15 protein-coding genes and 2 pseudogenes are annotated in these 22,074 nt (G+C 67.3%); 12 read left to right on the forward strand and 5 right to left on the reverse strand.

All coding sequences use genetic code 11. The annotated features are described in order from the left end of the window. Genes tssI through AAG801_RS03640 form a run of 6 tightly spaced genes read left to right on the forward strand, consistent with a single transcriptional unit; the run spans nucleotide 1 to nucleotide 7,683 of the window. Complete coding sequence (gene tssI, locus AAG801_RS03615) at nucleotides 1-2,370, forward strand: type VI secretion system tip protein TssI/VgrG (protein ID WP_341887191.1); 2,370 nt, start codon at nucleotides 1-3, stop codon at nucleotides 2,368-2,370. Nucleotides 2,371-2,399: 29 nt separating this feature from the next. Next, nucleotides 2,400-2,813: a hypothetical protein gene (locus AAG801_RS03620; RefSeq protein WP_341887192.1), complete on the forward strand. Its 414-nt coding sequence runs from the start codon at nucleotides 2,400-2,402 to the stop codon at nucleotides 2,811-2,813. 18 nt (nucleotides 2,814-2,831) lie between these two features. Continuing rightward, entirely contained in the window at nucleotides 2,832-5,543 is a 2,712-nt protein-coding gene (locus AAG801_RS03625; protein ID WP_341887193.1) for a DUF2169 domain-containing protein, read from the forward strand. After that, nucleotides 5,540-6,589, forward strand: coding sequence for a pentapeptide repeat-containing protein (locus tag AAG801_RS03630; RefSeq protein WP_341887194.1), 1,050 nt, complete (start codon nucleotides 5,540-5,542; stop codon nucleotides 6,587-6,589). The genes AAG801_RS03625 and AAG801_RS03630 overlap by 4 nt, the downstream gene beginning before the upstream one ends. A gap of 53 nt (nucleotides 6,590-6,642) precedes the next feature. Further along, nucleotides 6,643-7,287 (forward strand): DUF3540 domain-containing protein, encoded by a 645-nt coding sequence (locus AAG801_RS03635; RefSeq protein ID WP_341887195.1) that lies wholly within the window; start codon nucleotides 6,643-6,645, stop codon nucleotides 7,285-7,287. 15 nt (nucleotides 7,288-7,302) lie between these two features. Then, nucleotides 7,303-7,683 carry a DUF4150 domain-containing protein gene (locus AAG801_RS03640; RefSeq protein WP_056583673.1) on the forward strand — a complete coding sequence of 127 codons (381 nt, stop codon included), beginning with the start codon at nucleotides 7,303-7,305 and terminating at the stop codon, nucleotides 7,681-7,683. 12 nt (nucleotides 7,684-7,695) lie between these two features. On the opposite strand, the gene AAG801_RS03645 is transcribed toward AAG801_RS03640, so the two are convergent. From AAG801_RS03645 to AAG801_RS03655, 3 genes are read right to left on the reverse strand one after another with little or no spacing between them, the layout of a single operon-like run. After that, a complete protein-coding gene (locus AAG801_RS03645; RefSeq protein WP_341887196.1) occupies nucleotides 7,696-8,490 on the reverse strand; it encodes a protein phosphatase 2C domain-containing protein in 795 nt (264 codons plus the stop codon). Continuing rightward, nucleotides 8,483-10,393: a type VI secretion system-associated FHA domain protein TagH gene (tagH, locus tag AAG801_RS03650; protein ID WP_341887197.1), complete on the reverse strand. Its 1,911-nt coding sequence runs from the start codon at nucleotides 10,391-10,393 to the stop codon at nucleotides 8,483-8,485. Before tagH ends, AAG801_RS03645 begins: the two co-directional genes overlap by 8 nt. A gap of 55 nt (nucleotides 10,394-10,448) precedes the next feature. Beyond that, nucleotides 10,449-10,823: a TssQ family T6SS-associated lipoprotein gene (locus tag AAG801_RS03655; RefSeq protein ID WP_225616869.1), complete on the reverse strand. Its 375-nt coding sequence runs from the start codon at nucleotides 10,821-10,823 to the stop codon at nucleotides 10,449-10,451. A 170-nt stretch (nucleotides 10,824-10,993) separates the two neighbouring features. On the opposite strand from AAG801_RS03655, the gene tssJ reads away from it, so the two are divergent. The 6 genes from tssJ to AAG801_RS03685 all read left to right on the forward strand — a co-directional run bounded on the left by tssJ (nucleotide 10,994) and on the right by AAG801_RS03685 (nucleotide 20,867). Then, nucleotides 10,994-11,518 carry a type VI secretion system lipoprotein TssJ gene (tssJ, locus tag AAG801_RS03660; RefSeq protein WP_101493510.1) on the forward strand — a complete coding sequence of 175 codons (525 nt, stop codon included), beginning with the start codon at nucleotides 10,994-10,996 and terminating at the stop codon, nucleotides 11,516-11,518. Nucleotides 11,519-11,761: 243 nt separating this feature from the next. Next, nucleotides 11,762-13,057, forward strand: coding sequence for a type VI secretion system baseplate subunit TssK (gene tssK / locus AAG801_RS03665; RefSeq protein ID WP_235926916.1), 1,296 nt, complete (start codon nucleotides 11,762-11,764; stop codon nucleotides 13,055-13,057). A gap of 8 nt (nucleotides 13,058-13,065) precedes the next feature. Next, nucleotides 13,066-14,451 (forward strand): DotU family type VI secretion system protein, encoded by a 1,386-nt coding sequence (locus tag AAG801_RS03670; protein ID WP_341887198.1) that lies wholly within the window; start codon nucleotides 13,066-13,068, stop codon nucleotides 14,449-14,451. Further along, nucleotides 14,451-18,086, forward strand: a complete 3,636-nt coding sequence (tssM, locus tag AAG801_RS03675; RefSeq protein WP_341887199.1) for a type VI secretion system membrane subunit TssM — start codon at nucleotides 14,451-14,453, stop codon at nucleotides 18,084-18,086. Before AAG801_RS03670 ends, tssM begins: the two co-directional genes overlap by 1 nt. A 27-nt stretch (nucleotides 18,087-18,113) precedes the next feature. Then, a complete protein-coding gene (gene tagF, locus AAG801_RS03680; protein WP_341887200.1) occupies nucleotides 18,114-18,857 on the forward strand; it encodes a type VI secretion system-associated protein TagF in 744 nt (247 codons plus the stop codon). A 36-nt stretch (nucleotides 18,858-18,893) separates the two neighbouring features. After that, complete coding sequence (locus AAG801_RS03685; protein WP_341887201.1) at nucleotides 18,894-20,867, forward strand: serine/threonine-protein kinase; 1,974 nt, start codon at nucleotides 18,894-18,896, stop codon at nucleotides 20,865-20,867. A gap of 9 nt (nucleotides 20,868-20,876) precedes the next feature. Here AAG801_RS03685 and AAG801_RS03690 read toward each other — a convergent pair. Further along, nucleotides 20,877-21,296, reverse strand: a pseudogene (locus tag AAG801_RS03690) (ATP-binding protein); the annotation flags it as partial. 238 nt (nucleotides 21,297-21,534) lie between these two features. Further along, nucleotides 21,535-21,792 (reverse strand): annotated as a pseudogene (locus AAG801_RS03695) (helix-turn-helix domain-containing protein); the annotation flags it as partial. Nucleotides 21,793-22,074: the final 282 nt, after the last annotated feature.

The following is a 22,074-nucleotide window of genomic DNA, read 5'->3' on the forward strand; positions in this document are numbered from 1 at the left end:
ATGGACAGAGTCGTCAAAGCCCACACCCCGCTCGCAGAAGAACAGCTGCTGTTCCGCTCGATGCACGGCAGCGAAGGGCTGTCGCAGCTGTTCGAGTTCGAGGTCGATCTGCTGAGCCCGAACACCTCGGTCGACATGAAGGGCCTGCTCGGCAAGCCGCTCGGGCTGGAAATACAGACGCTGAGCGGCACGCCGCGCTACCTCAACGGCCAGATCACGCGCTTTACGATGATCGGCCGCGAGGGCGGCTCCTCGCGCTACACCGTGTACCGCGCCTCGGTGCGGCCCTGGCTCTGGTACCTCACGCGCACCAGCGACTGCAAGATCTTCCAGAACAAGTCGGTGGTCGAAATTCTCGAAGACGTGCTGGGCGAGTACGGCTTCGCCTTCGAGAAGAAGCTCAGCGCCTCGTACCGCCAGTGGGAGTACTGCGTGCAGTACCAGGAGACCGACTTCGCCTTCGTGAGCCGCCTCATGGAACACGAGGGAATCTACTACTACTTCAAGCACGACAAGAACCAGCACACGCTGGTGCTGGCCGACGACATGAGCGCCCACGAGACGCTGCCCGGCTACCCGAAGATCGGCTACCTCGCGAGCGACCGTGCGACCGACCCCGGCCGCGAAGTGATCGACCAGTGGGAAGTCACCGAAGAGATCCGCCCCGGCACCTACGTGGTCGACGACTTCGACTTCAAGAAGCCCAAGGCCGACCTGCTCAACACGCGCAGCCAGCCGCGCGGCAACGACCACGGCCGCTACGAGATGTACGAGTGGATGGGCGGCTACAGCGATGCGGGGCAGGGCGAGCACTACGCGCGCATCCGCCTCGAAGAGGCGCAGGCCCAGGCCGAGGTCGACACCGGCCACACCAACGTGCGCGGCATGGCGCCCGGCTACCGCTTCACCATGCAGAACGCACCGCGCAACGAGGACAACCGCGAGTACCTCGTCGTCTCGGTGATGTACAGCCTGCGCGAAGGCGGCTACGCCAGCGGTGGCATGCAGGGCGAGTACAGCTTTCATTTCGGCGTGCAGCCCACCTCGTTCCCGTTCCGCGCAAGGCGCATCACGCGCGTGCCGAGCACGCAGGGCCCGCAGACCGCCACCGTGGTCGGGCCGGCCGGCGAAGACATCTGGATCGACAAGTACGGCCGCGTGAAAGTGCAGTTCCGCTGGGACCGCTACGGCCAGCGCAACGAAGACAGCTCGTGCTGGGTGCGCGTGTCCAGCGCGTGGGCGGGCTCCAACTTCGGCGCCGTGAACCATCCGCGCGTGGGGCAGGAGGTCATCGTCGATTTCATCGCCGGTTGTCCCGACCGCCCGATCATCATCGGCCGCGTCTACAACGCCGACCAGATGCCGCCGCTGGAGCTGCCGGCCAAGGCGACGGTCAGTGGGTTCATCAGCCGCACCATCAAGGGCGACGGGGAGCTGGCCAATCACTTCATGATCGACGACGACCCCAGCAACGAGTCGATCAAGATGCACGCGCAGAAGGATTACAGCCTCAACGTCGAGAACAACGAAACACACACCGTGGACGGCACGCGCGTGACGGTGATCGAAGGCTCGGACACCTACACGACCAATACCTCGCTCGATGTGACGGTCAACGGGCCGCACACGCTGACGGTCAACAAGGGCGGGCCGCAGAAGATCACCGTCAACGGCGGCGACCAGTTCATCAAGGTGGATGGTGGCAACCAGCAGATCGATGTCATCGGGAATCAGACCATCCACGTCACCGGCAAGCGCACGGACACGGTAGACGGCGGTGAAGAGCGAATCATCGGTACGTCGCTCAAGGAAGACATCGATGGCCCGCAGAACACCACGGTGCTCGGTCTGTACACCGAAGAAACCAAGGGCAAGAAGGTGACGGTCAAGGGCGACGAGGACTATCTCGTCAAGGGAGCGCAAAAGGTGCACGCGGACACGTCGTTGACAACGACGACGGATGGCGCGATGCACCTGGAAAGCACCGCGGACGACATCACGATCAAGTCACCGACCAAGATCATCCTGGATGCACCTCATGTGGAGGACAAGTCGGCCAAGAAGGTGACCTTCACGGACTGGGGCATCGCCTTCAAGGGCTTCAACATGGGGATCACCGGGATCAACGTGAGCATCAATGGCGCTGCCGTATTCCTGAATGGGCGGGTGATCAGCGTCGCCGCCCAGAACGTGGGTTTCAACGCCTACTCGATCACGGGCGCCATCAACAAGTTCGACATGTTTTCCGCCAGCGGTGCGATCGGCCTCTATACCGCCACCCGGACGCTTTTCACGACGGACAACCCTGCGTCAAAAGTCGACTACTCCCAAGTCAGGGTGAACCCCAGAGGCATCACCGTCTATCTCTGAGCTTGGGGCGCGTGTTGGATCTTTTCGCTATGTGGTTCACTGAGTACTGGTATCTGATTGTCCCCCTCGCGGTCGTCGTGCTGCTGCCGTTCGTGCTGACCACGCTGGCCAAGCGCTATGTCTTGCGCGTGACGCATCTGCAGCATGTGGTCAACCGCCACGTGATGGGTGCGGATCTCGCCGAACGAGTGCTTCGTACGGGCCAGCCGGCCGCAGCGAGGGTGCTCGAGAGCTATGACACGGCCATGCGGGTCGAGCGCATCTATATCCTCGTGCGGCTCAAGCTGCTGGTACAGCCTGAGGGCGGATTGCCTGCCTACGAGACGGAACTGGTCGCCCCGATCAGCCCGGTGAAGCTCGCCGACTTCGCACCGGGGCGCTCCGTGAAGCTGCGCTTCGACCCGGTCTCGCGCGAGATCGCCATCGACCAGCCGATGCGCTGAAGCAGGCGCGCTGCCCCCATGAAGACCATCAAGCCTTTTCGCCTGAGCATCCTCACGCGGCCCTTCCGACGGCAGCGGCAAGACCTGTTGGGCGTCTCGGTCTTCGCGATGGCCAGCCTGGCGCCCGAGCCCTTGTTGATGCCCGACCAGGATCTCTGGAAGCTGGCGGCCGACGAAATCGGGCCCGGCAACGTGCTGGACCTGGGCGTGCCCAAGATCGAGCCGGAGTGGCTGGTCAGCGGCTATGCGTACACGGCGCATCAGGACGACAAGACACTGTGCGCGGCCCAGGCCGTCTTCCAGGGTCAAGCCAAGTCAGTGCTGGTGAGTGGTGATCGCTACTGGCTTGACGGCCGCGCGACGCCTGCCCAGCCTTTCGAACGCCTGAGGCTGGATTGGGCACATGCCTATGGCGGCCCGGGCGAGCCCGACAACCCGGAAGGCATCGGCAGCTTCGATGAAACGATCAACGGCGTACATACGCGCCGGCTTCCCCATGTCGAGTTGCCCGGCGCGCGTCAGGACGCACCCGGGCGGCGCATCGTGCCTGCGGGTTTCGGTGCCGTACCACCCGATCGGCCGCAGCGGCTTGCGCTGATGGGGCGCGCCTACGACCAGCAGTGGCTGCAGCACGACTACCCGGGTTTCGCCGAGGACATGGACTGGCGCTACTTCAATGCCGCACCTGCCGACCAGCGCCTGCCCGGCCAGCGCGAACTGCCGCCGGGCGCCGCCTACGAACTGTGGAACATGCACCCTCGGCAGCCGGTGATGCGCGGCCAGCTGCCCGATTGGCAGGCGCGCTGCTTCGCCAGCTTTCAGAAAGACGGTGGCGCGCTGTCGGAAATTTCGCTGCGCCTGAGCACGGCCTGGTTTTTTCCGCACGCCGAGCGCGTCATCCTGGTCTGGCACGGTGCATCGCCCATCGCCGAGGATGACGCGGCCGACGTCAAGCACATCATGCCCGCGCTCGAGTTGCGCGATCAGCCGCGGCCGCTCGCCCACTACCAGCAGGTGCTGCAGCAGCGCATCGATCCAGCCAAGGCGGTGCTGGTCCTGCGTGACAGCGACCTGGTCCCCAAGGCTGTCATGGGGCCATGGGCAGGTGACCAGATGCCCGATATCGCTTCGCTTCCGCAGGTGCGCAACCTGCGCGCAGGCCGGCAGCGCGAGCACGAACGCTTGCGCGCCCGACTGCTGGCGCAGGGCCTGGATCCCGAGCAGCATCTGCCGCCCCTGTCCGAACCGGATTTGCAGCCGCCTGCCTCCATGGACGATCTGCCCGACTTCGCCGAGAAGGCCGATCAAGCCCTCGAGCAGATGCGCAAGGCGGCCCTTGCCCGCGCCGCCGAGGACCGCGCAAAGGCCGTCGCACACGGGATGCCCGCTGCCATCCAACCCGATATCGATATCCCGCCGCTGTCGCAGATGGACCCGCGCAAGCTGTCCGGCGAGATCCAGGCGAGCATCGACAAGGCCATGACCGAGGTCACGGCGCGGACCGGCAAGCCTGTGCAGCGCCGATTCGACCCGGACCACCTGCTGCGTGACCTCGCGCGCCTCGAGGAAGACGCGGCGCGCGAGCGCCAAACACCCCTCACACCCGACGAGGCCGCCGAAAGCGCGCGGCTGCGCGAGCAGGCAGGGCACAGCGCACGCATGGGACACCTCCACGGCGCACACCTGCTCGAGCCGGCGCCGCCGGCCAGCAGCCTGCGCTCCAGGCGGCTGCGTCGGCGTCTGGAGGCCGCAGCCAGCGGTGAGCGTCGTTTCGCAGGCATGAGCTTCGTCGGCGCCAACCTCTCGGGCCTGGATCTGCGTGGTGCCGACTTCACGGAAGCGAACCTCGAAGACGTCGACTTCAGCGACGCGCGGCTCGATGGCTGCAACTTCACGCGCGCGGTGCTTGCGCGGACGCGGCTTGTCCGGGCTTCGCTCACCGATGCGCGGCTGGACGAGGCCAATCTGGGTGGCGCGCAATGCGAAGGCGCGAACTTCACGGGTGCGAGCTTCGTGCAGACGCGTTGCAACAAGACCATTTTTCGTTCCTGCGTGCTGGCGAAGGCCGCGTTCAACCAAGCCGATCTGTTCGAAAGCGAATGGGTGCGCTGCGATGCGCGCGGCTCGCACTGGGAGCAGATGGCGATGGTCAAGCTGGCACTGGAAGACATGGCGTTCGACAACGCCGCGTTCAAGCAGGTGAGCTGGATCGAGTGCAGCTTCAAGGGGACATCCTTCGTACGCGCCGCGCTGAACGCCTGTGCTTTCGTCACCCTCGATGCGCAGGAGGGGGTCGACTTCACCGAGGCCAGCCTCGTCACCTGTTCCTTCGTTCATGGCTGCAGCCTGGTGCAGGCCGTGTTCTGCGCCGCTTCGCTCAAGCAGTGCGGCCTGCGCGGCGCCCTACTGGTTGGCGCTGACCTCGCGAAGGCACGCCTTGACGGCTGCGACTTCTCCGAGTGCGACCTGCGGCGCGCGCGGCTGGAGGGATTGCATGCCGGCGAGAGCCTGTTCATTCGCGCGGACTTGCGCGAAGCCTCGTTGCGCGGGGCCAACCTCATCGACGCCAATCTTTCCAAGGCCGACCTGCGCTTTGCCAGCCTGCAGGACGCCAATTTGTTTCGCGCCGACGTGTCGCAGGCCGCCATCGACGGCTCGACCACCTTCATCGGCGCCTACACCCAAGGCGCCAAGACCTTGCCCGCACGAAGGACTGAGCCCGTTCGATGACAGTCGAAGAACTTCTGGACAAGATTCGGCATGGCGAACCGGTGGTCAGAGCGAGTCTCGCGGGTCAGGACCTCAGCGGCGTCGACTTGTCGGGGGCACAGATGGAGCACGTCGACCTGAGCCGGACGAATCTGCGTGGCGCCAGCCTCGACGACAGTTCGCTGGCGCAATGCAACTTCGATCAAGCCGACCTGTCGGCGGCCAGCTTGAAAGACGTGCGCGTGTTTCGGTGCCGGTTGGAGGCCGCGCAACTCGGCCGCGCGTTCATGCTGGACACCAACTTCTTCGAATCTTCGCTGGCTCACGCGGATTTCGGGAAGGCGCAAATGGAGCGCGTGGCTTTTGTCAGATGCGAGCTCGGGCATGCGGTGTTGAGGCCCAGCATTTGCGATCAGATCGTCGTCACCGAATCACGGGTCGACCAGCTCGATTGCCGTGGGGCGAAGCTGCTGCACCTGATGTTCTATCGCATGGACCTGCGCACGGTCGAGTTCGCCCAGGCCCAATGCGACGGTTCGATCCTGATGGAGTGCAATCTCGAAGGCCAGCGCTTGGCGCACACCGCCTTCCTGCGCTGCCAGTTCACCGACAGCGCGATGGCAGGGGTCGATTTCAGCGGCGCCGTGCTGACCCAGAGCAACTTCAAGGGCGCCACGCTGACCCAGGCGAACTTCAGCGCAGTGGATGCCGCACAGACGATGTTCCCGGAAGCCGATCTGCGTGAAGCGAATTGCAGCGATGCCATCTTCGATCAGTCGATCTGGGCCGACGCTCAACTCGAAGGTGCCGATTTCAGCCGCTCGCGCCTGCCGCTGAGTGTGTTCCATCGCGCGCACGCGACGGGTGCCAGCTTTCGCGACGCGGACCTGCACGATGCTGATTTTTCCTATGCCGAACTTCAGAACGCGGATCTGCGCAATGCACGTTTTCTGCGCACTCGCTTTCATCGGGCCGCGCGCGCAGAGGCGCGTTTCTCGGGAGGCGGCGGCATCATCGAAAACGATGCGGAGCTGTTCAAGGCTCAAGAGATCCATCCGCCGCGTTGATGCCGTCAGGCCTGTCCGTTCCACTGTTCACCCATCGAAACAAGGAGACCTCCATGTCAGTCGTTTCACTGCACAAAGCCTCGAAGCTGACGGCGCCGGTTCACTTCCAGGGGGTGGTCGCCGCACTGCTGCCGGATGGACGTGTCACCGTCGACGACGAGCAGGGTGCTGTCTGGGTGTGCCGGCGCGCGGCGAGCTGCCTGCTCAAACCGGCCAGCGGCGATACCGTGCTGGTGTCCGGTCCCGACAGCGCGCGAACCTACCTGATCGCCGTGATCGAGCAGGCCGATGCGTCGTCAAGCTGCATCGAGGCGGCGGGCGACGTCACCTTCGCGTCTGCCGGCGACGGCCGGGTGACCATCGCGAGTGCCTCGGAGCTCAGGCTTCGCGCGGACAAGCGCTTCGTACTCAAGGCAGAAGAGGGCGAGTGCGACATCGGTGAACTGCGGCTGGTGACGCGCTCCGTGCAGGCCGCGGCCGGCAGCGTCCGGCTGGTCGGCAAGGTCTTCGAGACCGTGGCTGATCGCATCGTGCAGATGGCGCGTCAGACGCTGCGCCTGACGGATGAAGTCGACCAGGTGCGTGCGGGCCACATGGACTACAAGGCCAGCGAGACGGTGCGCATTCATGGCCATCACACGGTGGTCACCGGCCAGGAGCTGGTGAAGGTGGACGCGGCTCAGATCCACATGGGCTAAACGAGGAGGTACCCGATGTTTGCCAACTGTCAGCTCATGGGAATGGACATGGCATTCCCCGACGTCTGCAAGACGCCGGTGCCCATTCCATACCCGAACATGGCCATGGGGCCGATGGCTGTTCCGAATGCCTGGAACATCCTCTTCATGGCGATGCCGGCACACAACATGGCCACGACCACGCCCATCACCCTGGGGGATCAGCCCGGGGCCCTGGGCGGCGTGGTGTCGCAGACGTTCATGCAGCAATCGCGTCATGTGACAGGCGCGTTCACCGTGCTTCTCAAGGGGACGCCGGCCACGCGGGTCACCAGCATCACGACGCAGAACCGTTGCAACATCGTCGGCATGCGCATCGTGCCGAGCCAGTACAAGGTGCTGATGTTGGCGCCCTGAGGGCGCGTCGGTTCAGACCGGCCCCGCCAGCGTCACCTGCTGCGGCGACCCCACCCACACCGCCAGCGCCGAGTAGTTGTCGCGCGACTCGTCGGCCTTGGCTTCGGCCGCGCGGCGCAGCAGGGCGAGCCACTCTTCGGCGCTGTCGGCGAGCTGCAGTGATCGCTCCATCACCTGCTGCGAGATGAGCTGCCAGAGCCCGTCGGTGCACAGCAGGAACGCATCGCCGTCGGCAAGCCGCTGCGGCGTCGACACCGACGTTTCCGCCGTCGCGCGCGCACCGAGCGCGCGGTACAGCAGGTTGCTCTTCACCAGGCGTTCGCCGCCGTTGGCGCCGTGGCCCGCGGCGGCTTCGCCTGAACGTTCCGACAGGCTGTGGTCTTCGGTGCGCTGCATGAGCGCGCCGCGGCGGAACCAGTAGAGGCGGCTGTCGCCCACATGGGCCCAGCAGGCTTCGCCGGTGGCGCGGTCGACGAACAGCGAGACGATGGTCGCGCTCATGCGGTTCTGGTCGGCCAGCTCGCGCTGCTTGGCGAGCACGGCATCGTTGGCCTCTTTCACGGCGTGGCGAATGTCTTCGGCCGCGACGGACGGGTGGTCGACAAAAGTGTTGAGCGCGGTGTCGACCACGATGCGCGAGGCCAGCTCGCCGCCTGCGTGGCCGCCGACGCCGTCGCTCACGACGAAGCAGGCGTTGCGTTCGTCCAGGTGATAACCGATGGCGTCCTGGTTGCCGCTGCGTTCGCCCACGCACGAGAACTGCGAGGTCGAGATGGGCACCGCGAAGGCGTGAGTGGCTTCAAGCACGGCGCGCCTCCTTCAAGCGTTCCATCTCGCGGTCGTAGGCCTGCTGGAAGGCGCGGCCGAAGACGGCCTGGAAGTCGTCTTCGACAGCAGCCGTGGTGTGGGCGTGCAGCTGTTTCAGCTGGCGCCACAGCCGCGCTTCGCGACCACCGGGCAACAGCTTCTCGCCGAGCCCGCCGTCGTGCGGCGTAGCCTTGTCGAGCCCACCCGGATCGAAGCGGTGCAGCAGCGTGAGCAGCGCGGCGCGCATGCCGGCGACCATGCCGAGCTGGTGCGACTGCAGGTCGCCCAGCGCATCGTGTACGGCGGCCTCGGGCGTGAGAAAGCCGGGCATGCGCGCGCCGAACATCTGCATGAGCACGGCGCGGCCGTTGGGCAAAATCTTGAAGGGGTTGTTCTCTTCGTCCACGATCATGGTGATCTCGGCGCGCACCTCGCGCTTGAGCATGGCGCGCGACGACAGCAGCTCGATGGTGCCGTCGGTGAAGGCGCGCATCAGCCGGCCGAGGTGCCGCATCGCGTCGGCATCGAGCGGCTGCTGGCCCGCGATCTCGGGCACGCCGGCGCCTTCGAGGAACGCCTTGAACAGGTCGTCGCCGGATGAGGGCGGGCGTGGTGATGCGGGCGCTGGCGCAGGGACTGCAGCGACGGGCAAGGCCGGCGGCGCTTCTTCATCAGGGACGACGGGCTCCGCCACCGCGATGGGAATCTCCGGCGCTGCGGCAACGACAGGCTCTTCAACTGGCGCCACCTCTTCCACAGGCTCTGGCGTTGCGACCGACGGCGTGGCCGCCACCGGCTGCGGCGGATTGAACTGCGACGTCATCTCGCGCGCATGGTTCGCGAGGCTGTGGCCCGACGATGCCGCGGGCGGCCTGGCGATCAGGTCCATCGCCGGGTGCACGTCGTCGAGCGGGTTCTCCTGCGTCAGCGCTGTGGGGCGCGGGTCGGACAGCGGCGAGGGCGCGTCGCGGTCTTCGGCGAAGAAGGAGAGCGGGTCCATGCTGCGCTTGAGCGCGAGGTCGGACAGGCCCTGCGTCGACTGCGGGTTCAACTCTGCGAGCGGATCGACGGGGTTGCGCTGCGCCTGCGAGGGCAGGGCGAAGGGCTCCTGCGCCATCGGGTCGGGCATCGGCGCCGCCGCATCGTCGGCGCGGCGCGGTGCATTCGCGAGGATGGCGTCCCAGTCGGCGGCCGACGGCATCTGCGCGGAGACCTGCGTGGTCGCGGGAGCCGCTGCAGCAGCGGAAGAAAACGGAGTCGAAGACGGAGGTGGTGGTGGCGGCGGCGCAGGCAGGGGCGCAGGTGCCGGCGCATTCACCGGCGCGGGCGCGAAGGTCGGCATCGCGACCGTCGTCTCGGGCAGTGCATCGCCGAGGGGCAGCGCGCCTTCGCCGAACAGGTCTGCAAAGACATCGGACGCCGGCGATGCAGCAGGCAGCAGCGCGCTGATCGAAGGCGAAGGGGCCGGCGCTGCAGGCATGGACACGGGCAACTCAGGCGGCGGCTCCGTGATCGGCGCGACCGGATGTTCGCTGAGCGGTTCGGTGATCGGGGCCTCGGTGATGGAGGGCGCTGCCTGTTTGGCCTGTTGGGCATTCGCAGCTTCAAGCACGTAGCTGCCGATCGTCACGCGATCGCCTTCCGCGACGCGCGACTCTTCTTCGTGGCGCAGCGTGCGTCCGTTCACGCTGATCGGCAACACCGCGCTCATGTTGCGGACCACGGCGGCGCCTTCGTCGTCGAAGCGCACGGTGGCCTGCAGGCGCGAGATCTGCCGCTGTTCGTCGGGCAGCACGAGGTGGTTGTCGGGGCTGCGGCCGATGGTGCCGCCCGGGGCTGCGAGCAACGCCGAAGGCCCCGAGGTCACGGGCGTGCCGCCGTGTTCAATCACTGTCCAGCGCATGGCATCTCCATGTTTGTCGCGGCATGAGCAATGCGCGGCCGTGGCCGGCCGCGTGTCATCCGCGCTTCATCTTCTTCGCGGCCTCGAACGCAGGGCCCCACACGGGGTGGGTGCGTTCCGCGACGTTCAGGTCGAAGCTCGGGAACACATCGAGGAGCTTGCGGAATTGCGTGCGGCATTCCGCGATCTGGTTGTTCACGCAGTAGCTGAAGGCTTCGAGCTTCAATGCAGCGAGCCGCGTCACGGGCTCGGCCCCGTCGAACACCGACACGCCGCCGCTTTTCAACGTAGAGATGGCCTTGGCGTAGTCGCCGGTGTCGTAGGCCTGCTGCGCACGTTCGAGCGTGGTGCGCGCCACTTGCTGGCTCAGGCGTTCGGGTTGCTGCGATGCATCCGGGGTGCTCTGGCAGCCGCTCAACAGCGCAAGCATGAAGGCAAAAGACAGAACAGGCAGGCAAGACTTCAATCTTTTCTCCTACTTCGCGAGAGGCAATGCGTGAGTGAGGGTGTGCTGTGCATCGTGATGCAACAACACGCAATGCACACCGTGCGCGTGCATGGTTTCGATAATATAGATCGCGAAGCTTTCAGGGAGATCTCATGCATCGACGGACCTTGATTCAAGGCGCATTGGCAACACCACCGTTGCTCGCAGGCCTCTCTGGCATTGCAGGATGCGCATCGACAGCCAAGTCGATGCCCACGCCCTACGCCATCACCGTGCGCATCGACGAGGGCGTGAATCCCGACGGCCGCGGCCAGTCGGCACCGATTCTCGTGAAGGTCTTCGAACTGAAATCTTCCGGCAACTTTGAGACGGCAGACTACTTCGCGCTGCAGGACCGCGACCGCGAGACGCTCATGACCGAACTCGTGAACGCGGACCAGGCCATCTTGCGCAGCGGCGAGGAACGCGTGTTCAAGCGCGAGGCCGGACTCGACTCGCGCGCCATCGGCGTGATCGCCGGTTATCGCAAGCTGGAAGCGGCTCGGTGGCGCATCGTGCTGCCGTTGAAGGAGCCCAAGCAAACGAATCTTTACAAGGTGTGGCAGTTTTCTCCGAGCGAGCAGGGCGTGCGCATCGCGGTGCGCAAGAGCGGGCTCGAAGTGCTACCAAGTCGTTAAGTTTCAGCGCGCGCTAATACAAAAGTGCGGCGCATCTGCCTCTGAAAAGTCGTGCAGAACGCAAGAGGCGCCGTGTAGCATCAGACGCGAAAGAAGATCGAGCGGGGAGCCGTTGTACAGCGCATTCCCCGCCTCCGTGTGAGCACTCCAGGAGGTTCTTTGGTGACAGTTCGCAACGCGGGCGCGGCCGGTCAGGGCGCCCAACCTCAGGCATTGGCGAATCGCGTGGTGTGGTCCGAAGGCATGTACCTGCGGCCCCAGCACTTCCAGCAGATGGAGCGCTATGTCGAGCAGTACGTCACTCGCCGCACCGCGGGCATGCAGGGTGCCTACTGGGGATGGCTGCATCTGGACATCGACCGCGATGCCTTCGCGCTCGGCCGCGTGTCGCTGCTCGGCGGCGCGGGCGTGCTGCCCGACGGCACGCCGTTCTCATTCGGCCTCGAAGACGCACCGATGCCCTTCGACGTGCCCACCGACCTCACCGACGAACTCATCGTGCTTGCGCTGCCCTTGCGCCGGCCCGGCAGCGAAGAGGTGATCTTCTCGGAAGACGAAGGCTCGGCCGCGCGCTTCGGCGTGGTCGAACGCGAAGTGGCCGACGGCAACGCGGTCGCGCTCGGCCCCGCGGTGCTGCAGCTGGCCAAGCCGCGCCTGCGGCTGGCGCGTGCGTCGTCGCTCACGGCCGAGTGGCAGGCCATCGGCGCGGTGCGCGTGATCGAGCGGCGCACCGACCACAAGCTGGTGGTCGATGCCAACTACATTCCGCCGGTGCTCGATGCCTCGGCGCACCCGATGCTGCGCAGCATGACGGCCGAGCTGCACGGCCTGCTCACGCAGCGTTCCGAAGCGCTGGCCTCGCGGCTGTCGCAACCGGGGCGCGGCGGCGTGAGCGAGGTCTCCGACTTCCTGCTGCTGGAGCTGGTCAATCGCTACCTCGCACTCACCTGGCATGCGCAGCAGGCGGTGCAGGTGCACCCCGAGACGCTGTTCGTCGACTGGCTCAAGCTGGCCTGCGACCTCGCCACGCACACCTCGCCCACGCGCCGTCCGGTGGTGTGGCCCGTGTACGACCACGACAACCTCAACGAGAGCATCCGCCCGTTGATGGAAGAGCTGCGGCGTTCGCTGTCGGCAGTGCTCGAGCAGAGCGCCATCGCCATCGAACTCGAAGAGCGCAGCCACGGCGTGCGCGTGGGCCGCATGCCCGACCCGGTGCTGGTGCGCAACGCGGCCTTCGTGCTCGCGGTGCATGCCGATCTGCCGGCCGATGCCGTGCAGCAGCGCTTTCCGACGCAGGTCAAGATCGGCTCGGTCGAGCGCATCCGCGACCTCGTGCAGCTGCAGCTGCCCGGCGTGGTCGTGCGCTCGCTGCCGGTGGCGCCGCGACAGATCCCGTACCACGCGGGCTACCACTACTTCGAACTCGACAAGGGCGGCGACATGTGGCGCCAGCTCGAGAAATCGGGCGGCGTCGCCATGCACCTGGCCGGCGACTTTCCGGGGCTCGCCATGGAGTTCTGGGCCATCCGTCCGTGAGGGACCCTATGAACGGTGCCAATGACATGGCCGTCGGCCCGGGAGGCTTCGTGCCGCCCAATCCGGGCGGCGGTGCGAACACCAGCAGCGGCCCGGGGTCGCAGCAACCACAGCCACCGCAGGCCCTGCCCGATGCCTTCACCGCGTGGCACGACGCGCGGCGCCCGCACGCGGGCGACACGGCGCTGGCGGGCAACAACCCGCTGGTGGCGGCGGCCAATCCGCTGCTCGACCTGATCCCGCAGATCCGCGCCACCGGCCACCATCCGGCGCCCGCGCAGCTGCGTGAGCACCTGGTCGACGAGGTGCGGCGTTTCGAGACGCGCGCGCAGCAGGCCGGCATTGCGCCCGAAGTGATCATCGGCGCGCGCTACTGCCTGTGCACGGCGGTCGACGAGGCCGCGGCGCTCACGCCGTGGGGCGGCAGCATCTGGTCGTCGCAGAGCCTGCTCGTGATGTTCCACAACGAGACCTGGGGCGGCGAGAAGTTCTTCCAGCTGCTGTCGCGGCTGGTGCAGAACCCGCAGCAGCACCTGCACCTCATCGAGCTCATCTACTTCTGCCTGGCGATGGGGTTCGAGGGGCGCTTTCGTGTCATCGACAACGGCCGCTCGCAGCTCGAAACGCTCAAGCAGCGGCTGCTGCAGATCATCCGGCAGACGCGCGGCGAAATTGCCGTGCCGCTGTCGCCGCACTGGCAGGACGCGAGCGCGCCGGTGCGTCGCACGCGTCACTGGCTGCCGGTGTGGGCCGTGGGCGCGGTGGCAGCGGTGCTGCTGGTGCTGGTGTTCGCGGTGCTCACCTTCAACCTCGCGGGCCATTCCGACGGCGCGTTCTCGGCCGTGAGCGCGGTGCGCCTGCCGCAGACGCAACGCGCGGTGGCCGCGCCCGTGGCGGTGCAGCCGCGCCTGCAGCGCTTTCTCGAACCCGAGATCCGCGATGGTCTGCTCACGGTGCGCGACGAGGCCGACCGCAGCGTGGTGGTGCTGCGCGGCGACGGCCTGTTCGCCTCGGGCTCCGACCGCGTGCTCGACCGCTACGCGCCGGTGCTCGCGCGCGTGGCCGACGCGCTCAATGCGGTGGAAGGCAACGTGCTGGTCAGCGGCTTCAGCGACGACCAGCCGATCCGCAGCGTGCGCTTCCCGTCCAACTGGCAGCTCTCGCAGGCGCGCGCCGATGCGGTGAAGACCATGATCGGCCGGCGCCTCACGCGGCCCGAGCGCCTGCGCGCCGAAGGCCGCGGCGACGCCGATCCGCTGGTGCCGAACGACTCGGCAGCCAACCGCGCGCGCAACCGGCGTGTGGAGGTGACGCTGCTGGTGGCGCCGGTCGCGGGCGTGCCCGTGCCGGGTACTGCGCCGCAACAGCAACCCTCGCAAGGAGGCACCCGCTGATGCTGCGCTCGCTCTTCCGTTTTCTCGTCAGCCGCGACCTCTGGGTCCTGTTCGGACTGATTGCGCTTGCGTTCCTGATCTGGGTCATCGGCCCGGTGATCGCCGTGGGCCGCTACCGCCCGCTCGAAAGCGAGTTCGTGCGCATCGTGGTCATCGCGCTGATGTTCGGCGTGTGGCTGCTGCGCGTGGCGTATCGCAAGTGGCGCGAGCGCCGCCTCAACGCGCAGCTGCTGCACCAGCTGCGCACGCCGTCGCCCAAGGCGAAGGAAGCCAAGCCCGAAGAAGCGCCCGAGATCAAGGAACTGCACAGCGGTTTCTCCGACGCCACCGCGGTGCTGAAGAACATGCGCTTCGGCCCGGGCCCTGGCGGCAAGGCGGCGGGGCGCTTCGCGCTGTTCGACCGGCAGTACCTTTATCAGCTGCCCTGGTACATCTTCATCGGCGCACCGGGCTCGGGCAAGACCACGGCGCTGGTCAACTCCGACCTGGACTTTCCGCTCGCCGACCAGCTCGGCAAGGCGGCGGTGCGCGGCATCGGCGGCACGCGCAACTGCGACTGGTGGTTCACCAACGAGGCCGTGCTCATCGACACGGCGGGGCGCTACACCACGCACGAGAGCCACCGCGAGACCGACGAGGGCGAGTGGAAGGGCTTCATCGAGCTGCTCAAGAAGTTCCGGCCACGCCAGCCGATCAACGGCGCGATCCTCACCATCAGCATCGCCGATCTGCCGCTGGCCGACGACGCGCAGCGCGCGCGCCACGCGATGGCGCTGCGCAAGCGGCTGCTCGAGCTGCGCAACGACCTGGGCATCAACTTCCCGGTGTACGTGCTGGTCACCAAGACCGACCTGCTGGCCGGCTTCAACGAGTACTTCGGCTCGTTGGGCCGCGCCGAGCGCCAGCAGGTGTGGGGCTTCACCTTCCCCATCGAGGGCAACCCCGCCGACCCGGCCAAGGCCGACCTGCGCGAGCGCTTTCACCAGGAGTACAAGCTGCTGCACCAGCGCCTGGACGAGCGCCTGCCCGAGCTGATGGCGACCGAGCCCGACCCGATGCGGCGCGCGCAGGCCTACCTGCTGCCGCAGCAGTTCGCGAGCTTCGAGGACATCCTGGGCACCTTCCTGGCCGACGTGTTCAACCCGTCGAAGTTCGAGGTGGCGCCGCTGCTGCGCGGCGTGTACTTCACCAGCGGCACGCAGGAGGGCACGGCCTTCGACCGCGTGATGGGGGCCATCAAGCGCTACCTGCAGGTGAACGCGCCGCCCGCGCCGCCGCCGGGCCCGGGCAAGAGCTACTTCCTCAAGGAGCTGCTGCAGCAGGTGATCTTCCGCGACGCGGGCGTGGCCGGCACCAACCTGCGCTGGTACCGCCGCCGCCGCGCGATCGACCTCGCGGGCTACGCGCTGGTCGGGCTGCTCGCGGTGGTGCTGCTGGGCGCCTGGGCCAACAGCTGGCGCCACAACAAGGCCTACGTGGCCGAGGTCGACGGCAACGCGAAGGCCTTCAACAAGGCGGCGGCGCGCGGCGAGCTGCCGACGGTGGTCGATTCGAGCGGCGACGTCGCGAGCTCGCTGCTCATCCTCGACCGACTGCGCGGCCTGCCCAAGTCGGCCGAGTTCGACATCGGCGATCCGCCCGTGGGTTACCGCTTCGGGCTCTACCAGGGCGAGAAGCTGCAGGCCGCGACCGACGGCGTGTACCAGCGCGCGTTGGAAACCGTGCTGCTGCCGCAGGCCGCGCAACGCGTGGAGCAGTCGCTGCGCGAGGCCGCGAAGGCCGATGCCGAATACAGCTACGAGGCGCTCAAGGCGTATCTCATGCTGTACGACCCCGAGCGCTACGACGCCGACTTCTTGCAGGCCTGGTTGCTGACCGACGTCGACCGCAAGATCGGCGCCTCGCTCACGCGCGAGCAGCGCACCAACCTCGAGGCGCATTTGAAGACGCTGTTCGCCGACCGCGTTGTGACCTCGCCCTTCACCAAGGACGACAAGCTCATCGCGCAGACGCGCGAGCGCCTGGCCGGCGTGCCGCTCGCGCAGCGCTCGTATGCGCGGTTGCGCCGCATCCTCCTGCAGACCAGCGCGCCCAATGCCTTCACCATCGCCGAAGCGGGCGGTGCGGAGTCGGCATTGGTGGTGCGGCGTGCCAGCGGCAAGCCGCTGACCGACGGCATTCCCACGCTCTTCACCTACCGCGGCTACTGGGACATCTTCGACAAGCGCATGGCCGAGACCACGCTCGCGCTGGAGCAGGAAGACCGCTGGGTGCTGCAGATCCGCGCGCCGGGCATGGCCGACATCACGTCGCGCGAGCTGCTGCTGCGCGAGGTGCGGCGCCTGTACCTCACCGACTACATCCGCACCTGGGACGAGTACCTGGCCGACATCCGGCTGGCCGAGAGCAAGTCGCTGCTGCAGAGCATCCAGATGACGCGCGTGCTGTCGACCGGCGAGTCGCCGATGTCGCGCATCATCCGCGGCGCGGCGCGCGAGACCGACCTGCTGCGCAACCACGACGAGGCCACGCGCAGCCTGCTCGACCAGGCACAGAACCGCGTGACGAGCACGCGCGAGCGCATCGAGCAGCTCATCGGCCAGCCCGACGGGAGCCAGCGCCGCAACACCGCGCCCGACCGGCCCGAGTCGCTGGTCGACAACCACTTCGCGCCGCTGCGCCGCATGGTGACCGCGCCCAAGGCCGGCGGCCAGACGCCGCTGGACCAGACGGCCGCGCTCATCAACGAGCTCTACACTTTTCTCACCGCCACCGACACCGCGCTGCGCAGCGGCAACATCCCACCGTCGAGCGATGCGGTGACCAAGCTGCAGGCGGAGGCAGGGCGTTTGCCGGTGCCGTTCCAGGGCATGCTGAATGATCTTTCGGCCACCGCGTCGTCGAAGGCCGCAGCGGTGACGCGGCAGAACATCGGGCAGAACGCCGCCGCGACCATCGGGCAGTTCTGCAGCCAGGCGATTGCGGGGCGCTACCCGTTCGCGCGCGGCTCCAACCGCGACGTGGCGGCGGGCGACTTCGCGCAGCTGTTCGCGCCCGGCGGGATGATGGACGACTTCTTTCAAAAGAACCTCGCCTCGCAGGTCGACACCTCGGTCAACCCGTGGACCTTCAAGCGCGGCGTGGACGGCAGCGCGTCGGGACGCTCGGCGTACCTCGACGCGTTCCAGAAGGCGCAGGCGATCCGCGACGTGTTCTTCTCGGGCATGGCGGGCGGGCGCACGCCCTCGTTCACGCTCGACATCCGCCCCGAGGACATGGACGCCACGCTCACGCAGTTCACGCTCGACATCGACGGCCAGACGGTGCGCTATGCCCACGGCCCGCAGGCGCCCAGCAGCATCAAGTGGCCCGGTCCGCGCAACAGCAACCAGGTGCGGTTGCAGGTGACGGTGGCCAACGGCACGCCGGCCGGCGGCATCGTGACCGAAGGGCCGTGGGCGCTGCACCGGCTGTTCGACAAGGCCTCGATCTCGTCGGGCCGCACGCCCGAATCGTTCAATGCGACCTTCGATCTGCAGGGCAAGAAGGTGGTGCTCGCGGTGACGGCCAACAGCGTCTACAACCCGCTGCGGTTGTCGCAGATGAACAGCTTCTCGTGCCCGGGGAAATCCTGAGATGAACCACATCAGCAGGGGCCTTGCATGAACAGCCCCCTTCCTCCGCAGGCCTGGTCGCCCGTCGACGAGCAGATCGGCTGGTACGGCAAGCTGCCGTCGGCCGGCGACTTTCTTTATCGCCGCATGCCGCGCGAGCTGCAGGCCTGGTGGGACCGCTGGATGCAGAACGGCCTGAGCAGCTTCAAGCGCTGGCCCGACGCGATGACGCGGCACTACGCGGTGGCGCCGGTCTGGAACTTCGCCATTCCGGCCACGCACGGCGTGAACGCGGTGCAGTTCGGCTGCATCGCGCCCAGCTGCGACCGCGTGGGCCGCTACTACCCGGCCTGCGTGACGCTGCAAGTGGACGCCAGCCGCTACCACCCCGCCGTGCTCGAAGGCTCGGCCGCGTGGTACTGGCAGTGCGGCAGCGCGCTGCTGCAGGCGATTCGCCACGGCGTGGCGCCCGACCTCTTCGACAGCCAGGTGCTGGCCGCGGGCCGCACGGGCTTTCGCACGGCCAGCGGCGGCTCGGACGACATCCTCTCGATCCTCGGCGCGGCCGCCGGCCCTGCTGCCAACGGTGTGCATGGCGCATACGGCGCGAGCGCGCAGCAGCGCCTGGGCTGGCCCGAACTGCCGCTGTGCTTCGACCCCTTCGGCGGCACCAGCTACTGGTGGACCAACCAGGCCGACGGCTCGCCGCTGCGCACCGCGGCGCACGGCGGCGGGCTCAACACCCCGCTGTTCTCCCAGTTGTTTTCGCAAGGCCACGTGCCATGGGCATGACACGCCCGACCCACCCGCAGGAAAAAGAGACACCCCATGACGACGCCCGCCAGCCCTAGCGTGACGCCCGACCCGCCGGAGGAGCGCCCCCATCCCCTCGGCACGGGCCACCGGCTCGACGAGTTCGAGCTGCTCGAAGTCATCGGCGAAGGCGGCTTCGGCATCGTCTACCGCGCCTACGACCACTCGCTGCAGCGCGAGGTGGCGGTGAAGGAATACATGCCCTCGATGCTCGCGCGCCGCGTGGGCGACAACAGCGTGCACGTGCGCTCCGAGCGGCTCACGGCCACCTTCGCGGCCGGCCTGCGCAGCTTCATCAACGAGGCGCGCACGCTGGCGCAGTTCAGCCATCCGGCGCTGGTGCGGGTGCATCGCTTCTGGGAGGCCAACTCCACCGCCTACATGGCGATCCAGCTGTACAAGGGTCGCACGCTGCGCAAGCTGGCCGAGAGCGAACCCGGCACGCTGACCGAGCCCTGGCTGCTCGGCATGCTCGGGCCGCTCCTGGGTGCGCTCGACACGCTGCACCACAGCCAGTGCTTCCACCGCGACATCGCGCCCGACAACATCTTCATCCAGCAGCAGGACGACCGCCCGGTGCTGCTGGACTTCGGCGCCGCGCGCAAGTCGATCGCCGACCTCGTCGACGAGGTCGCGGTGATGGTGAAGTCGGGCTACTCGCCGATCGAGCAGTACGCCGACGACAACACGCTGCTGCAGGGCGCGTGGACCGACCTCTATGCGCTCGGCGCCGTGCTGTACCGCGCGGTGACCGGCCACCCGCCGCCCTCGGCCGTGGTGCGCAGCGTGCAGGACGCCTTCGTGCCGCTGTCGTCGATGGACCGCGACGACCTGAGCCCGGCCTTCTGCGCCGCGGTGGACCACACGCTGGCCGTGCACAGCAAGGACCGCACGCAGACGGTGGCGGCCTTCGCGGCCGAGCTGGGGCTGGTGAAGTTGGGCGATCTTTATGTGGTGGACCGGTCGGCGCTGGCGGTGGCGACGGCTGCTGTTGTCGTGCCCGTCGCGGCGGCTGTGCCAGAGGAACCGCCGGAGCCGGAAGTGGAGGCGCCACCGCCCGCGCCCGAGGTGCAACCCGTGCCTGCGGAAGCGGTGGCTGCGCGCGCATCGACACCACCACCGCCTGCACCGCCGTCGCCCGTCGCACGGCCGAAGAAGCCGTCGAAGCGCCCGCCGTGGTTCCTCGTGGGCGGGCTGGTGCTCGCGCTGTTCGCGGTCGGCGGCTGGATCGGCTGGCGGCTCACGGCCAAGGCGCCGTCCGATCCGATGGTGGCGTCGGCACCGCCGCCCGGCACGCCGATGTCCGATCCGGGCGCGCCCCCAGCGGCGATGCCGCCGACAGGGACCGCCTCCGGGGCACCGCCTGCGTCCGCGCCCGCCGCGTCGGCCAGCGCGCCGCTGAGCCCGCTCGACAACGTGCCGGTCGCTGCCGCGCCTACGCCGCCTGCCGCGCCGCCGGCCGAGCCCGAGGCTCCGCCTGCACAACCGGTGCAGCCGGCTCAGCCCGCACCACCCGAAGCGCCGCCACCCCCCGACCCCGCCGTGGTCGCCGAGGTGGAAGACTGGAACCTGGCCCAAGCCGAGAACACGCGCGAAGGCTACGAGGCCTACCTGCGGCGCCACCGCCGCGGCCTGCATGCGCGGGAGGCGCGCAACGCCATCGCCCAGCTCAACCGGCAGTCACCGCCGCCACCCGTGGCGGGCAGCAACCCCGTGCCGACCGTGGTCGCGGGCGCACCGCCGGCCGCACCCGCACCGCCTTCGGCTGCGGCGCCCGGCATGGGCCGCGTGCAGTTCAACATCCGGCCCTGGGGCCAGGTCTTCGTCGACGGTGCGGACCGCGGCGTGAGCCCGCCGCTCAAGTCGCTGTCGCTGCGCCCGGGCATCTACACGATCGAGGTGCGCAACGGCGACCTCACGGCCTACCGCCAGCGCGTGACGGTGCAGGACAGCAAGTCCGCACCGGTCGTGAGCCACGAGTTCAAGTAAAGGGCGAGGTCAGGGCGCGCCCGTGCGCAGCGCGCGGCGGTACTGCACCGCCTCCGCCACGTGCGCGACCTGCACGGCATCTTCCGCCGCGAGGTCGGCGATGGTGCGCGCCACCTTCAATGCGCGGTGCGTGCTGCGCGCCGACCAGCCCAGCCGTGCGGCGGCCTGCTGCAGCAACTGACGCGCAGCGTTGTCGAGCACGGCGTGCGTGTCGATCGCGCGGCCCTGCAGCGCCTGGTTCGCATGGCCCTGGCGTTGCAGCGCGCGGTCGCGCGCGCTCACGACGCGCGCACGGATGCTGTCGGTCGATTCGCCTGCCGGCGCATCGAGCAGCTGCGGCGCCGACACGGCCGCCACCTCGATGTGCAGGTCGATGCGGTCCAGCAGCGGGCCGCTGAGCTTGCTCTGGTAGCGTGCGACGCGTGTAGGGGGTCAAAATAAATGCGCCTTCATTTTCAAAAATATCAACTACTTACGCAATAAATTTGACACCGGCATCGTGTTTGATGGTGCTCAATTCTTGAGCCAGAAGGCTATTCGAATCAAAGTTGATGAACTCCATGGGAATCCGGCACAGAAGAGCGATCTGCCAACATGCGCAAACAGGAGAACAAGTGCAATGGAGAACGTAACGCCCAACGTTGATGCAGATCTGTATGCTGCTTGTGTGGATCTGCCGCAGATTGCGCCGCTGTTTGCGCGATTTGGTTGCCTCGATCGCGAGCCAGGTCGCGAGCTTCTCGGCATAGGGATCGAGCTTGCTTGAGCTCGTCCGCTTGGCGTAGCGCGGCTCTTCATCGCCGGCTCGCGGGTACTTCTTTACGGTGTTGCGAGACAGGCCTGTACGCCTAGCTATCTCGCGGATGGACATCTGCTCGCGCAGGGCCCAACGTCTGATGACATTCAATGTCGCCACGTCTATCACTCCTAGGATCCCCTTGCTTTAAAAATCAGCAGGGTAGGGTTTTACGTGGGTCAGTCTTAGACGGAAATTACTGCGTTAGCTGGGTCAATTTTCGGCGGCAATCAACACCCTGCTGGGTTGCCCCCGGTTTGATCGATCGCCCAGAACGGCGCTGTTCTGCAGCAGCCCGGCTTGAGTGGGCATGAATACCTAAGAATTAATCGAAAGATCAATTCGAGAATTCTTGACATTTGCCAAGCCTTAATTCGTGACCTTGTGCGCAGGAGCCGGCATGACGTCACG

The sequence above is a fragment of the Variovorax sp. YR752 genome, assembly GCF_943372545.1.